This is a genomic window from Pseudomonas sp. LY-1 (genome assembly GCF_053502595.1).
Genome location: NZ_CP094353.1, coordinates 2,669,571 through 2,684,315, shown reverse-complemented (window position 1 = coordinate 2,684,315; position 14,745 = coordinate 2,669,571). Strand labels below are relative to the sequence as shown.

Genomic DNA, 14,745 nt, shown 5'->3' with positions numbered 1-14,745 from the left:
AGCAATGAACCCCGCGGTCGAACAGGTCCCATCACCATGAAGCAAATCCCCCTCACCTCTTGTCTCATTCTGATACTGACACCCTTCGCCCTAGCAGAACTGACAGTTGTTGAGGGTCTGCCCGGCGACTTCGCTCAAACCGATCTTCGAGTATTCGATGCTCAGATGAATGGAGGGACACCTAACGGACTTTTCCGTGCCGAGGTCTCCCTGCTATCTGATGAGGCCTGGATGCTACCCATCAGCAGTTCTCGGTTGAGCCCAGGCAAGATCACACCTCGAACCCTGGACATGCCTGGCCTGCCGCCCTTCTTTCTGGTGGGGGACGATCCCAAGTCACTGGCTTGGCTTCAGGAGCGGGGCACAGTCCTGCGCGAGCTGGGTACAGTTGGCCTGGCTGTCGAAGTGGCTGATTTAAAAGCTCTGGCTCGGATTCGCGCAGCCGCTCCCGGGATCACCATTCTCCCGCTCAATGGCAACAGCATCGCAACACGCTTGCAGATCAAGCATTACCCAGTCCTGGTCACTGCCACCTCGCTGGAACAGTGAATCGAGGAAATGGCCTTCGAAACAGAACACCCTGCGAAAGTTTAGATTTTACAGGGGTGACTATCTCATCAAGCGCCCTGCTTTTCTATTGCCTCAAGGTATGCAACCAAGGCGCGTGGCGCCTCGTTTAGAATAAGCAAACTTTTAAAATTATCATTTTCAAATGCTGCGCGACAAAGACCAGCAGGTAACGCCAACATTGCAACCGCATACACTTCACACATTTCGGTACTGACATTAGGAATGCGTAACATAACAACATGACTATAAATTTCTTTGAGCTGTACCTGTAAATCAGAAGCCTGAAGCTGGCCAGCAGAGAAATTCGGGCTGATCATATGCAGAAAATCAGGATTTTTCTCAACATACTCCAGCAATGGAAGCACTAAATGTTTAACTGTATCCGCCGTACTAAATCCAATCCAGGTGGCGGGTTCAATAAGAAGAAGCTCACTGGCAATTTTGCCTAGCGCATCAATATGGCGACGGCCCAATGCGCTCAGGACCTCCTCCTTATCCCTAAAAAAATGATAAAGCGACCCAATGGAAGTACCCGCTTCCTTGGCAATACCATGCATGGTCAGACTGAGCACACCTTTCCCCACCATGAGGCGTGCACAAGCATCCAGAATCATCTCGACACGCTCATGGCCACGCATCTGTTGTGGACGACGTTTGTATCTCGGGGAGGCGGGTGCCTGTGAGTCTGTCATGATCTTCAAAATCGAGAGGGCTTTCCATTATGGCATGGCGTCCAGTCGATCACATCGTCGGCCAGGCAGGCCGCGAACAGGAAGCCTGTGGATCGCTGCGCTCTCAGAGCGTCGAAGGGCTTACTTGCGCATCAGTCATGTCAAACAGAGGGACGCCATTAAGCAAGCCGTATCAATCGCGTATGCGGCCCTTCCGCCAACATAGGCAGAGCGCCACTAGAAACCCGCCTGCTGACATCAGTGCAGCACAGAGAAATATCGCAGCATAGCCAAAACCTGAGGCAACCAGGCCCATCACCGGGCCGGCGATCCCCACTGCAATATCAAAAAATATTGAAAGGGCACTGAGCGCCGAGTTACGGTTCGCGGCCGGAGTGCTCGCCAATGTCTCCACGCCTAGCCCCGGATAGACCCATGACACCCCTATCCCGGTCAACGCCCCGCCGGCAATGGCCAGCGCAGGAGACGGCGCGAGCCATATCAGCAGCATGCCCAAGGTCTGTACAAGCAGGCACCCACCCACCACCTTGTACCCTCTGAATCGCTGCAGTATTCCCGGCGACGACAATCGGGCAACGATAAAACCTGCCCCGAAGCCACTTAGACAGTAGGCGGCGTGATCCCAGCCCAGACTGTCGAAGAACAGTGCGACGAACGCCGTCAGCCCGCCAAACCCCACCGAACTGCAAACCAGGACCAGGCCATTTGGCATGACGGCGAACAGGACTCGATAAAATGCCAGACGGGCGCCTGTCACTAATGGAGCTGACCGCTTGCCCAGAGCCAAAAGCAGGAACATCAGGCCAAGCAACACGGTGCTCAACCCCACACTGGCGATACCCAACGAATTGTGCAGCAGCACACCCAGTGGCGCGCCAACAGCCGTGCCGCCGTAAGCCGCTATTCCGTTCCACGACATGACCTGTGCTGCCCGAGGGGCACCGCATAACCCGATGGCCCAGGTGCAGCAGGGCGTGGAAATCATGGCTGTGGACGCCCCCAACACCAACCTCCCCAGCAGTAATAGTGTCAGGGTCAACCAGGGTTGGGTGTGCAGGATAATGGCGAGCGCAGTCAGGGTGCCGCTCAACATCAAGCCACTGAACCCACACACCACTGCGTATTTGGCACCCAGGCGATCGGCCACGCCACCAGCCAAGGGGCGGGTCAGGAGCGTCGCCAGGTACTGCGAGCTGATCACCACACCAGCGAAAACCGAGGGCAGGCCCAGGTCATTGAGGACGTAGCCCGGCAACACAGCAAGCGGCAAGCCACTGCATACGTACGAGATAAAGTTGAAGCTGATAATGGACAGAATCATCCAATGGCTACGGGTCGCCTTGTCGCTGCCATGGCTCAAAACACCGATATCACCCATCATTGATCACTTGATTGCATAGCAGCCCACGGCGACGATGTACCCGTTCACCCGCTGCAGAAAAGTCCTCTTGTATTCGTTCTGCCCGGTCATAGGGTTGCGCCACAGATAGGCGATCTCCCCTGTTTCATGGGCGCTCATCTGCTTGAGAATATCCTCGCCAATAGGCTTGCCGTCGGTTGAGCGCAATGACTTGAAGTCGGTGCCGATCAACCGGGGCGAAAAACCGTGAGCGACAAACCGCTGGGTTTTCAGGTCCACCACAAAGGCATAAAGATCATCCCGGGTGAGCTGCTTATCGTGCTGATTAATGAGGCCGAAGGTGGTTTTAGCGTCGTTGGCAACTTGCCCCGAGATTTGGCGCAGCAGTTGTTGTGCCTGTTCCGGGCTCGACCGTGGCATGTAGTAACCCACGGAGATCACCCGATCCTGCACACGCTGATAGAACACCCGTTTGCGCTCGACCTTGGCGTGTTGCCAGTTCCACCAGCGGTATTCGGCGCTATGCACAACGCCGTCATCTGGCTGTGAAATGGCTTGCTGGAATACAGCTTTGAGGTCGTCGTCCAGGAAGCTGACCACCGGTTTGCCGACCAGTGAAACTGAAGGCCCGCCGCTCGCAAGCATTACACCGGAGGTATCTACCACGTAGATGTACAGCTCACCATCGACATAGACCCCCTGCCGGCTGAACTCGGCTAACGCTGTGTCGCCCTTGGCTTTGTACTCGGCGACAGCTTTTGCCAGCAAGGCTTTGGCACGCTGGGTGTCGGCACCATAGGCATCCGCTGGGGCTTGCTGAGCAACGCCGACTAGAGAGACAAAACACAGGCAAAGCGCAGCGAATGCTCGATAAAGACCCACTGTCGTTTCCTTTGGTGATCTTTCTGTTTTCACGATGGACTGAGGCCCCCCTTTAGACTGTGTGGTGATGCATTCCGTGATGGTTAATTCAGTCACCCAGGCGAAGATCCACCGTCAAATTATCGATGAGTCGCGTTTTACCGATGCGCGCCGCCACCAGGATCACAAAATGAGTATCAGTGCTTGTCACAGGATTTAAATTCTGGGCATTCCTGACCTCAAAGTACTCCAGCTGAAAACCGGCGTCGCTTATACGTCGACGACATTCCATCAACTGGCCCTCAGCCACCCGACCCTCAACCTGGATAGACGCCGCCATTTGTTGCAGGCATGCATAAAGCACTGGAGCAATGGCACGCTCTCTATCGGTCAGATAACCGTTGCGGGAAGATAACGCCAACCCATCCGGGGCTCGAATGGTCGGAGCAGCGACAATGTCGACTGTCATATTGAGATCCCTGGCCATTGAACGAATGACCGCCAACTGCTGATAGTCCTTCTCCCCGAAAACCGCGACGTTCGGCTGAACGATATTCAGCAATTTGACAACGACCGTAGCCATGCCATCGAAGTGTCCTGGGCGCGCTGCACCGCACAAACCTTCGGAGACGTTCGGCACACTAACAATGGCCTGGTTAAGCATTCCTTCGGGATAGATCTGTTCGACAGCCGGGACAAATAGCGCATCACAGCCAGCGTCGACCAGTTTCTCTCGATCCGCCTCCGGCGTCCGAGGATAGTCGGCCAGATCCTCACTCGCCCCGAACTGGAGTGGATTGACGAAGATACTCGCGACCACATAATCAGCCCGCTGCCTGGCCCAATGAACCAGGGCTATATGACCCTCATGTAAATTGCCCATGGTTGCCACCAGAGCGACTTTCTTGTTTTCACTGCGCGCGCGGGTTACCAACGCGCGAAGTGCACTCACTGTGTCGACCGTCTGCACGCCTAAGCCTCTTTGGCCAACTGTGTATTTATCGCGTCAAGCAACCGAGGGTCATCCGCCGTAACGTCCGGAGCGAAACGCGCAACCACCGCGCCGTGGCGGTCGATCAAAAATTTCTCGAAATTCCACAGCACGTCCGTGGTGTTGGCCGACTCGATGCCATATCCCTTCAACCGCTCACGGAACGGACCGTCACCGATGGCTTCAGGTTGCGAGCCAGTCAGTTGAGTGTAGAGAGGGTGCTGATCCGCGCCGACCACCGAGATTTTCGAGAACAACGGAAAGTGGACGTCATAGTTGACCGAACAGAACTCGACGATTTCCGCGTCGCTCCCCGGCTCCTGTTCCCTGAAGTTATTGGCCGGGAAACCCAACACCTCAAACCCCTGGTCTTTTTTACTTTGGTACAGCTTTTCCAACCCCTCGTATTGCGGGGTCAGGCCGCATTTTGAAGCGACGTTGACCACCAGCAGAACTTTGCCCTGGTAGTCGCCCAGGCGGCTGGCACTGCCATCGTTTTTTTTCAAAGGAATGTCATAAAGGGAGTTATTCATCTGATTGCCTCCTGCGGCAGTACTTCAAAGGGTACGGCCGATAATTTCTTTCATGATTTCCGAGGTGCCGCCGTAGATCCGAGCAACGCGAGCATCTACCCAGGCACGGCTGATCTTGTATTCGCTCATGAAGCCATAACCACCGTGCAATTGCAGGAACTCGTCGAGCAGCTTGCCCTGCATTTCCGACCCCAGTAGCTTGGCCATCGCGGCGATTTCAGGCGTCAACTCACCGCGCATCACCTTGGTCAGGCAGTCGTCAACGAACACCCGCAACATGGTGGCCTGGGCCTTGGCTTCAGCGAGTTTGAAACGGGTGTTCTGGAAGTCGAGCACCGGTTTGCCGAAGACCTTGCGCTCACGGGTATAACCAATGGTTTCCTCCAGCAGCGTGTCGATCGATTGCGCGGCACGGATCGCGATAATCAGGCGCTCCCAGGCCAGTTGATGGGTCAGGTATTTGAACCCCATGCCCTCCTCGCCCAAACGATTGCCGACAGGCACCCGGACTTCATCAAAAAACAGTTCGGCGGTGTCTTGCCCTTTCAGGCCGATCTTTTCCAGCAGGCGTCCCTTGGCGAAGCCGGCACGGTCTTCTTCGACGCAGATCAAGGTCAACTCTTTGGCCGCGGGGTCAATCTTGGTGGCAGTGACCACCAGGCCAGCATTCCCACCGTTGGTGATAAAGGTCTTCTGGCCACTGACAATGTAGTCGTCACCGTCGCGCCGCGCCGAGGTGCGCATGGCCCTCAGGTCACTGCCGATCCCCGGTTCGCTCATGGCGATCACGCCAATCAATTCACCACTGACCATACGCGGCAGCCATTGCTGCTTCTGCTCTTCGCTGCCGTAGGCCACGATGTAAGGCGTTACGATTTCCGAGTGGGTGGTGAAACCCACGGCAGTGGCGTTGGCTCGCGCCAGCTCTTCGATCATCACCGCCGAATGACCGAAGTCACCTCCGGGGCCGCCATATTCTTCTGGCACCGTGGAGCACAGCAATCCGTTCTCGCCGGCCTTGAGCCAAACCTCCTTGGGAACGATGCCGTTCTTTTCCCACTCATGCAGGTAAGGCACGATTTCGCGGTCGACGAAGCGGCGGGCCTGATCACGGAACATGTTGTGGTCTTCTCGAAATACGCCACGCATTTTGCTTACTCCAGATCGATTCTTGTTGTGGGCAATGGGTGATCAGCGGTCCTGATAATCGGGATCGCGCTTGTCGACAAAAGCCGCCACCGCCTCTTGATGGTCTTCGGTGTGATGCGCCAGCGCCTGATACGCCGCGGACAATTCCAGCAGCGAATCCAGGCGCATATGTTGGCCTTCACGCAGCAGGCGCTTGCACAGGCGCAACGCATGCCCCGGATTACTGGCGATTCGTCGCGCCAGCGCCTGAGCTTCCGTCTGGAGCGTTTCGTGCGTGCAGACTTGCTCCACCAGGCCCCATTCCAGCGCCTTTGCGGCATCGATGGCATCGCCGGTAAACGCCATGAGACTGGCTTTGGGAATGCCGATGATGCGCGGCAACAGCCAGGCACCGCCGTCCCCGGGAACAATGCCCAGGCGCACGAAACTCTCGGCGAAGATCGCCTTGGGCGCCGCCAGGCGGATGTCGCACATGCACGCCAGATCGAGACCCGCGCCAATCGCCGGGCCGTTTACCGCCGCGATGACTGGAATATCCAGCTCGTAAATCGCCAGGGGAATGCGTTGAATGCCATCGCGGTAGGTATTGCGCAACTCATAGGGCGAACCGGCGAAGATACCGCCACGCTCGTGCATATCCTTGACGTTACCGCCGGCACAGAACGCGCTGCCATTGCCCGTGAGCACCATCACCCGCGCCGACTTGTCGCGCCGCAGTTCCGCACACAGGTCGACAAACTCCTGAATCTGCTCGGGCGTCGTCAGCGCATTGCGGGTATCGGGATGGTTCATGCGCACAGTGACGATGCCGTCCTCGCGCTCGATCTGAAGAAAGTTGCTCATGCCGGGTTACTCGCAGGACAGATTAAGGATTGCTGGCCGTGGCTGGTCAGCAACGGCCAGTATCCATCGCTGCCTCCCTGGCATATTTGAGCGCCGAAACGTTGACTCCAAACGCTGGCCGATCCGAATTCGCTGCGCCACGCCCACAACCGCCGCGTGAGCAAATGCAGGGGGTACTCCTCGGTAAACCCGATAGCCCCATGCACGGAATGCGCAATGCCGGCGCCAACACTGGCCGCTTCTGCCGTGCTGATTTTCGCGGCAGCAATGGTCAGCGCGGCCAGGCCCCAACGGGACTCTGCAAAGGCGGCCTCGGCGGCAATGCCGGCGGCAGCAGCCTGTTCGGCGAATACCGCCAATTGCTGTTGAATGGCCTGGAACGAACCAATGGCCTTCCCGAACTGTTTGCGTTCGCCGGCGTAGTTGGCGGTCATGTCCAATAGCGCGTGCAAAGCCCCGGCGGTCTGCGCCGCACGCAGCATCGCACCGCCCAGTTCCAGGACATCGGCGTCGAGCCCGGCGGGTAGCGGCGCTTGCGCCAGTACCTGGGCACTGGTGAACCCCAGGTCATCCCGTGGCTCGCCCGCCACATTCAAGCTCGGCGTGAGTTCGCTGGCAGCACTGCGCTCAAGCAACACCACATGTGGGACACCGGTTACGCTATTGGCAATCGCTACCAGCGCTTCGACATTGCGCCCCCAAGGGACCGAATAGGCAGCGCCATGAACGCGCTCGCCATCGAGCACCAGATCAGCGCTGGCCGCCATGCTCAGGGCGCCTGCCCTGCCCTCCAGGCCGGCCTTGCTCAGTAGCCAGTTGGCGAGCAGGGCCTCACCCAATGGCGCGGGCACCGAAAAGCGCCCGGCGGCACGGACCAGCACATACATATCGGCCCAACTGGCTTCAGCACCTCCCAGCGCTTCGGTGACACCCGCCTGGGTAAAGCCCGACTCGTCCAGCGCGGCCCATAATTCGGCCGGCCATTCGCCGCCTTCACAACCCATCACATAAGCCGGCGTCGCCACATCGGCAAACAGGCGTTCAATCGTCGTTTCAAATATCTCGCGCATTATCGCAACCCCAACCCGCGGGCAATGATGCCGCGTAGAATTTCGCGCGTGCCCCCGCGCAGTGAGAATGAGGGCGCCATCTGAGTCAGGTAGGCCAGCACCCGTGCATGTTCGCTGCCGCCGTCTTGCCGTGGTTCGGTTTCCAGTAACAGCTGGGCAACCTCGGGAATTTCCTGCTCAAAGGCATTGCCCAAGTCCTTCACGCAGGAAGCCGCCCAGGCCGGATGCTCACCCGCTGCCAGCTGTGCCGTGACCGACAACGACATATTGCGCAGTGTCAGCAACTTGGCCGAAAGCCGCCCGATCTCCCGCGCCTGTAGCGCATTGGGTGTCTTACCCACCGCGTCAATCAGCGTTTTCAACAAGGCCATGCAACTGAGGAACCGCTCAGGGCCGCTGCGCTCGAAGGCCAGTTCAGCGGTGACCTGGTCCCACCCTTTGCCTTCAGTGCCGATCAAGGCGTCGGCGGGCAGCCGCACATTGTCGAAAAACACTTCGTTGAAGTGCTCGCCACCGGCCAGGTCGCGAATCGGTCGGATGGTGATGCCGGGCAGGCTCAGATCGACGATGAATTGCGACATGCCCTCATGCCTGGCGGCCTGTTTCTCACCGGTACGCACCAGGGCAATCATGTAGTGCGAATGGTGGGCGTTGGTGGTCCAGACCTTCTGGCCATTGACCAGCCAATCATCGCCCTCACGCACCGCAGTGCTTTTGATCGACGCCAGGTCCGAACCGGAATTGGGCTCGCTCATGCCAATGCAGAAGTAGCTTTCACCCCGGCAAATGGCCGGCAGGTAATGCTGTTTTTGCTGCTCGGTGCCGAAACGATTGATCAGCGGCCCGCTTTGCCGGTCGGCGATCCAATGAGCCGATACCGGCGCACCGGCAGCCAGCAACTCTTCGATAATCACATAGCGGGCAAACGGGCTCGCCTGTGCACCGCCGTAGGCGTTGGGCAAGGCCATGCCGACCCAGCCCCTGGCGCAGAGTTTCTTGCTGAACTCGGCGTCGAACCCCATCCAGGACCGCGCACTCAGGGTGGGAGGATAATCGGCCAGCGTGTCGTGAATGAACGCTCGCACCTCTGGGCGAAGCGCTTCCGCCTCGGGAGGAATACTGCTGTAGGAAAATTTACTGATGGCCATATGCGCTCTCTCACGCTCAACACAGGCGCAATCGCTTCGAACGAAGCGACCACAGAACGGCAACCGCTCCACAGCCGCCATTGGCCGGCGACTGTGGGAGCAGCGACAACTTACAACGCGGTTTGCGCGTCAGCCTGGGCGAACATCGCATTGATGTCGCCGGAGGTGACCGGCTTGTTGTCATGGCGACCATGATCGGCGCCGCCCAGGCCCAGGGCAGGCTCGATGCTGACGTGCGTGGCCTGAGCCCGTAGCGCGCCGACCGTGCAGTTTTCCCGGCCATGGATGGAGAACGGATCGAAGGAAAACTCACGCATGGCATTCAAGTGAGTGACCTTGTCGATCATCTCCTTGGGCAGGTGCTGCAACCCTTCCCAGGCGGTTTCCGGCGAGTTTGGCCAGGTGCAGTCGGAGTGCGGGTAATCGCTTTCCCAGGTGACCATCTCGGCGTTCAAGTAATCGAGGTTTTTCAGGCCGAAATTATCTTCGATGAAGCACGTGATGAAGTGCTTGTTGAAAATGTCACTGGGCATTTTTCCGTCGAAATTGGAGTTGGTCCAGGCGTTGTGATGACGGTGGGTGAAGTCAGCCCGCTCCAGCAGGTAAGGAATCCAACCGATACCGCCTTCGGAAAGCGCCATGCGCAGGTCCGGGAATTTTTTCCACATGGGCGCCCAGATCCAGTCGGCGGCGGAGTTGGCGATGGAAATCGGCATGGAGGTAATCCAGGCATCGATGGGTGACAAATCCGATGCGTGGTTGGCTTTTACGCCGGTACCGATGTGACAGCAGATCACCACCTTGTTATCGCTGCAGGCCTTCCACAACGGGTCCCAGTAATCGCTGTGAATCGACGGGTAACCGTGAATGGCCGGGTTATCCGACAGCGATAGCGCGTGCACCCCCTGCTTGGCCAGGCGCTCGACCTCGGCGGCAGCGGCCTTCATGTCCCACCACGGCACGATCATCAGCGGGATGAAACGGCCTGGCGCTGCATTGCACCAGTCATGCAAATGCCAGTCGTTGTAAGCCTGGATGGCCGCCATCGACACGTCACGGTCAGCGTGCACCTGGAAACGTTGCCCGGCAAAACCCGGGAAGGTAGGAAAGCACAATGAACCGAGCACGCCGTTGGCGTTCATATCGTCGACGCGGTCCTTGATACTCCAGGTGCCACGACGCATCTGCTCGTAGCCCAGCGGCTCCATGCCGTATTCCTCTTTGGGTCGGCCGACCACGGAGTTGAGGCCCATGTAGCCAGTGGCCTGCTCCTCGAACACCCAAACATCGCGATCGCCTTTCTTGATCACATGCGGCTCGCGCCCCTTGAAACGGGCAGGCATGTGACGAGCAAAGGCATTTGGCGGCTCGATCGCGTGGTCATCGACACTGACGAGAATCAGATCTTCAACTTTCATTGTTTTCCCCTTCGCATTCGGGCTTGTTGTTGTGCCTGAATCATAGTGCACATCTTGATTTAATTAAACACATTTTTTATTTGTGTTCATATTAAATCAGACCCAAGCGCCCATCAGTCCCACTGCACATGCAGGTAGTGCGGGCCGCGCAGCTGCGCGCCGACGATTTGCGGGCCGGGTTTGCTCGGGTCGAGGCGAATGTTGGGCATGAGGTCGAGGATGGCATTCAGCGCACAGTTGATCTCGGTTTTGGCAACGAACTGACCGATACACATGTGCGGACCGAAGCCGAAGCCGAACGAGGGTTTTGGCTTTCGGTCGATGTCGAATTGATCGGCATTTTCGAACGCCTCTTCGTCGCGATTGGCGGAAGTGACAATGCACTGCACCATCGCCCCTTTAGGGATCGGCACGCCACGAATCTCCAGGTCTTTGGCGGCCTGACGCACCTTGAAAGTGGCCACCGGTTCAAAGCGCACCGCTTCATCGATGGCTTTGTTCACGAGGCTGCGGTCATTGCGGACCCGCTCCAGTACGTCCGGATTTTGCAGAAGCAAGGACATCAAGGTGCCGAAGGTTCGGGTTGTGGTTTCACTGGCAGCCGGAAGCAGCGAACGCACAAAGGTGGCAATCTCATGATCGTCCAGGGAGCGTCCCTGGTATTCGGCGTTAATCAGCCGGCTGATCAGATCATCGCCCGATGCCCCGCTTGCGCGACGCTCGGCCACGACTACTTTCACCACATCATACAAGGACTGCGCCGCTTGCATGGCGGCGCCCCGGGCAGCCGCGGCTTTTTCCGGGTCGACTTGCGGACCCGCCAGGATGGCCAGGGCCCAGGCGGCGTATTGCTCGATCTGCTCGGGACGGTCCTCGGGGAAGCCGATCAACGAGTAAATTACCCGGATGGGGAAATACAACGCGAAATCCATCAGGTCCGCGCCTTTGGCCGGCACCATTGGCTTGAGGTATTCCTCGCGAATCACCCGGTCGATCTTGGTTTCTTTCCAGCGATTCACCGTCTCCGGCATGAAGACCGGCTGCAACAGGTTACGGATGTTCTTGTGGGCATCCCCGTCCATTGCCGTGAGGATCAAGCCATCGAAAAACGCACCCAGCCCTTCGGCGATGAAACCACTGGTGAAGGTGCCGGCGTCACGCATGACAGCCATGACATCGTCGTATTTGAACAATGTGAAGGTCGGTCGACTGGCATCCAGTCCGGCAATCGAGGGCACGCCCAGCCGGGCCATGAAATTGTCTTGCAGCACCGGCGAGTTGGCGCGCATGTCGCGGTAGACCGCGTGCAAGTCGATATCGCTGGTGCCGCGATAATTACTGGCTACGTCAGTAAAAACCTTGACCAGGTCACTCTGTGCGGGTGTGGACATGATCGTCTCCGTAATTTTTGTCATTATTTTTCAAGAAAGCTCGCTTAAGGCCATACTTTACGGCCAATCATAGGCCTTGCCCGAACACTATTGGACACTTATTAAAAAATAGATCATATATACCTCGACATCGAAGGTATCAATAGGCCTGCTGCACCAGGGTCATACGACCTCCAGCCAACATCAGCGCGCAATACAGCCCAAGCTCTACCACTTGGGCCGTGGAGAAGAAGTCCCCAAGCTGGAGGAAATCGGTGTCGTCAATTGCCAGGTAGTCGCCGGCAAACAACTCGGCATAACGCAGCGCAGCGCGCTCGGCTGGCGTGAAGGACGCGCTGTCCGTTGCCATGCACGCAATATCTTCCTCAGTGACCGCATCGGACTTACGCGCCAGTTGACAGGCCTTGCAGGTGGTGATGCTGGCAATCTTCAGCCGCACCAGCTCGCGCAAGCGCTCATCGAGCACACTGTCGTTGTGCAAGCTCTCCATCAAGCCCAGCCAAGCCAGCGCTACCGCCGGTCGATGCGCCCAGACCTGAACCGGCGTCGTGGAACTGAGCATGCGGCTGTACCGACCACGCTCGACTGCGTCCTGCAACGCAACCGGCATGGCCTCCAGCGAAACCAGCGGTAGGCGCGCCATCTCAATCGAGCCGTTCGATGATGGTCGCCGTGCCCATGCCGCCAGCGCAGCAAATGGCTTGCAGGCCAAAACGACCACCACGGCGTTCGAGCTCGTTCAACAAAGTCGTCATCAATCGCGCACCGCTGGCACCCAACGGATGACCGAGGGCGATGGCGCCACCGTTGACGTTCAACTTATCGTGAGGCACACCGGTTTCCCGCATCCACGCCAGCGGCACGGAGGCAAACGCCTCATTGACTTCGAACAGGTCGATGTCGTTGATGCTCAGCCCGGCCTTGCTCAATACCTTCCAGGTGGCATCGATGGGGCCTGTGAGCATCAACGTCGGATCGGAACCGACCGTGGTGAAGGCCACAACCCGCGCGCGCGCCCTGAGCCCGAGTTTTTTCGCGGTTTCGGCACTCATCAACAATAAAGCCGCAGCACCATCGGAGATCTGCGACGAGTTGCCAGCCGTAATGCGTCCAGTGTCCGGACGAAAACTGGTCTTAAGCGTCGACAGCTTTTCCCGCGACGTGTCACGACGAATGGTTTCATCCTGACGCAACACAGCGGCCGGCGCCGCCAGCACCCGCTCAGACAACTCCTCGACCGCAACCGGCACGATTTCATGATCGAAATAACCGGCATCGGACGCCGAGGCGGCGCGCTGATGACTGGCGAACGCAAAATCATCCAGGGCATCACGGCTGAGCCCCCATTTGTCGGCGATACGCTCGGCTGCCTCGCCTTGACCAGTCAGTTCATAACGCTGCGCCACCATCCAGCCAAACGCCTCGCCGTGAATTTCGCGATTGCTGCCCATGGGCACGCGGCTCATGTTTTCCGCGCCCCCCGCCACCACGACATCAGCGGCGCCAGCAGCAATAGCGCCAGCAGCCACATGCACCGCCACTTCACCCGAGCCACATTTGCGGTCGATGGTCAGCCCCGGAACAGTCACTGGCCATCCGGCACCGAGCAAGGCTGTGCGGGCGATGTTGGCGGACTGCTCACCGATTTGCGTGACGCAACCGAAGATCACATCATCGACCAGATTCGGCGACACATCGACCCGCTCCAGCAAGCGGTTGAGCACCAGCGACCCAAGATGATCGGCGCGCACGCTGGCAAGGCCGCCACGGAACTTACCGATTGGCGTACGTACGGCATCAACAATGACTATGTCTTTCATAGCGCGCTCGCCTTGAGCCCCGAACCCGGAACTTGTTTACCCTCTTCGTAGCGGTAGACCCCCTGCCCCGACTTGCGCCCCAGTCGCCCGGCGGCGACCATTTTGATGATCAGCGGGCAGGGCCGGAATTTTTCGCCCAAGGTCTGGTGCAGATAACGCAGAACAGACAGCCGCGTATCCCAACCGGTCAGGTCGCCCAGTTCCAATGGACCCATCGGATGGTTGAAGCCCAGGCGCAGCGCCGTGTCGATGTCTTCGGCGGTCGCCGTACCCTCCTGGAGCATCCACATCGCCTCGTTACCCAAGAGCGCAGACATGCGGCTGGTGGTCAGTCCTGGCGATTCATTGACGACGATAGAGGTTTTGCCGATCTGCTCACACAGGGTGCGCGTACGCGCCACGACTTCATCGCGAGTGGCCAACCCTCGCACCAGCTCCACCAGCTTCATCTTGTGCACGGGGTTGAAGAAGTGCATGCCGATCACGCGATCCGAACAGTCCACCGACGCAGCAATTTCGGTCACGCTGAGGGCCGAAGTATTGGTCGCGATAATCGCGTCCGGTGCCAGCAGTGGCGCCGCTTGAGCGAGCACCGCTTTCTTCACCGCCAACTGCTCGGAGACCGTCTCCACCAGCCAGTTGGCACCAATCGCGGCTTCGCTCAGGTCGCTACAGGTCAGCAGATTGGCCAGTGACTGTTGTGCTTTTTCGTCACTGACTTTGCCCAGGCGCACACCATCGGCAAGGATCTTTTCGATGCTTGCCCTGGCATTTGTCAATGAGGCGGCATTGGTATCGACCAGCAACGTGTTGAACCCGGAGCTGGCGAACGCATGTGCAATACCGGTACCCATCAAGCCAGCACCGACGACGACTACTTTTTCTTTATTGGCGTTCAT

The 14,745-nt window shown here is 58.3% G+C and carries 15 protein-coding genes; 1 reads left to right on the top strand and 14 read right to left on the bottom strand.

Translation table 11 applies throughout. The annotated features are described in order from the left end of the window. Positions 1 to 36: 36 nt before the first annotated feature. Positions 37 to 549 carry an integrating conjugative element protein gene (locus tag MOQ67_RS12460; RefSeq protein WP_041475991.1) on the top strand — a complete coding sequence of 171 codons (513 nt, stop codon included), beginning with the start codon at positions 37 to 39 and terminating at the stop codon, positions 547 to 549. Positions 550 to 617: 68 nt separating this feature from the next. Here the strand turns inward: MOQ67_RS12460 and MOQ67_RS12455 are convergent, their stop codons facing one another. From MOQ67_RS12455 to MOQ67_RS12390, 14 genes are all read right to left on the bottom strand, one after another. Next, positions 618 to 1,184: a TetR/AcrR family transcriptional regulator gene (locus tag MOQ67_RS12455; RefSeq protein WP_232925609.1), complete on the bottom strand. Its 567-nt coding sequence runs from the start codon at positions 1,182 to 1,184 to the stop codon at positions 618 to 620. 250 nt (positions 1,185 to 1,434) lie between these two features. After that, the gene (locus MOQ67_RS12450) at positions 1,435 to 2,640 is read right to left on the bottom strand and encodes an MFS transporter (protein ID WP_198718281.1); all 1,206 of its coding nucleotides are present in this window, start codon (positions 2,638 to 2,640) and stop codon (positions 1,435 to 1,437) included. 6 nt (positions 2,641 to 2,646) lie between these two features. Further along, positions 2,647 to 3,504 carry a cache domain-containing protein gene (locus tag MOQ67_RS12445; RefSeq protein ID WP_198718296.1) on the bottom strand — a complete coding sequence of 286 codons (858 nt, stop codon included), beginning with the start codon at positions 3,502 to 3,504 and terminating at the stop codon, positions 2,647 to 2,649. Between the two features lie 88 nt (positions 3,505 to 3,592). Further along, positions 3,593 to 4,453 (bottom strand): pantoate--beta-alanine ligase, encoded by an 861-nt coding sequence (gene panC / locus MOQ67_RS12440; RefSeq protein WP_198718282.1) that lies wholly within the window; start codon positions 4,451 to 4,453, stop codon positions 3,593 to 3,595. Positions 4,454 to 4,455: 2 nt separating this feature from the next. After that, positions 4,456 to 5,007, bottom strand: coding sequence for a glutathione peroxidase (locus MOQ67_RS12435; protein WP_014338836.1), 552 nt, complete (start codon positions 5,005 to 5,007; stop codon positions 4,456 to 4,458). A 24-nt stretch (positions 5,008 to 5,031) separates the two neighbouring features. After that, positions 5,032 to 6,156 carry an acyl-CoA dehydrogenase family protein gene (locus tag MOQ67_RS12430; protein ID WP_014338835.1) on the bottom strand — a complete coding sequence of 375 codons (1,125 nt, stop codon included), beginning with the start codon at positions 6,154 to 6,156 and terminating at the stop codon, positions 5,032 to 5,034. Between the two features lie 42 nt (positions 6,157 to 6,198). Further along, positions 6,199 to 6,999 carry a crotonase/enoyl-CoA hydratase family protein gene (locus tag MOQ67_RS12425; RefSeq protein WP_014338834.1) on the bottom strand — a complete coding sequence of 267 codons (801 nt, stop codon included), beginning with the start codon at positions 6,997 to 6,999 and terminating at the stop codon, positions 6,199 to 6,201. Further along, entirely contained in the window at positions 6,996 to 8,069 is a 1,074-nt protein-coding gene (locus tag MOQ67_RS12420) for an acyl-CoA dehydrogenase family protein (RefSeq protein ID WP_014338833.1), read from the bottom strand. The genes MOQ67_RS12425 and MOQ67_RS12420 overlap by 4 nt, the downstream gene beginning before the upstream one ends. Continuing rightward, complete coding sequence (locus MOQ67_RS12415; protein ID WP_198718283.1) at positions 8,069 to 9,217, bottom strand: acyl-CoA dehydrogenase family protein; 1,149 nt, start codon at positions 9,215 to 9,217, stop codon at positions 8,069 to 8,071. The genes MOQ67_RS12420 and MOQ67_RS12415 overlap by 1 nt, the downstream gene beginning before the upstream one ends. 110 nt (positions 9,218 to 9,327) lie before the next feature. Then, the gene (locus tag MOQ67_RS12410) at positions 9,328 to 10,635 is read right to left on the bottom strand and encodes an amidohydrolase family protein (protein WP_014338831.1); all 1,308 of its coding nucleotides are present in this window, start codon (positions 10,633 to 10,635) and stop codon (positions 9,328 to 9,330) included. A 113-nt stretch (positions 10,636 to 10,748) separates the two neighbouring features. Further along, positions 10,749 to 12,026, bottom strand: coding sequence for a cytochrome P450 (locus MOQ67_RS12405; RefSeq protein WP_198718284.1), 1,278 nt, complete (start codon positions 12,024 to 12,026; stop codon positions 10,749 to 10,751). A gap of 139 nt (positions 12,027 to 12,165) precedes the next feature. Beyond that, the gene (locus tag MOQ67_RS12400; RefSeq protein WP_014338829.1) at positions 12,166 to 12,669 is read right to left on the bottom strand and encodes a carboxymuconolactone decarboxylase family protein; all 504 of its coding nucleotides are present in this window, start codon (positions 12,667 to 12,669) and stop codon (positions 12,166 to 12,168) included. 1 nt (position 12,670) lies between these two features. Beyond that, entirely contained in the window at positions 12,671 to 13,846 is a 1,176-nt protein-coding gene (locus MOQ67_RS12395) for a thiolase family protein (RefSeq protein ID WP_014338828.1), read from the bottom strand. Beyond that, positions 13,843 to 14,745 carry a 3-hydroxyacyl-CoA dehydrogenase gene (locus MOQ67_RS12390; RefSeq protein WP_198718285.1) on the bottom strand — a complete coding sequence of 301 codons (903 nt, stop codon included), beginning with the start codon at positions 14,743 to 14,745 and terminating at the stop codon, positions 13,843 to 13,845. The genes MOQ67_RS12395 and MOQ67_RS12390 overlap by 4 nt, the downstream gene beginning before the upstream one ends.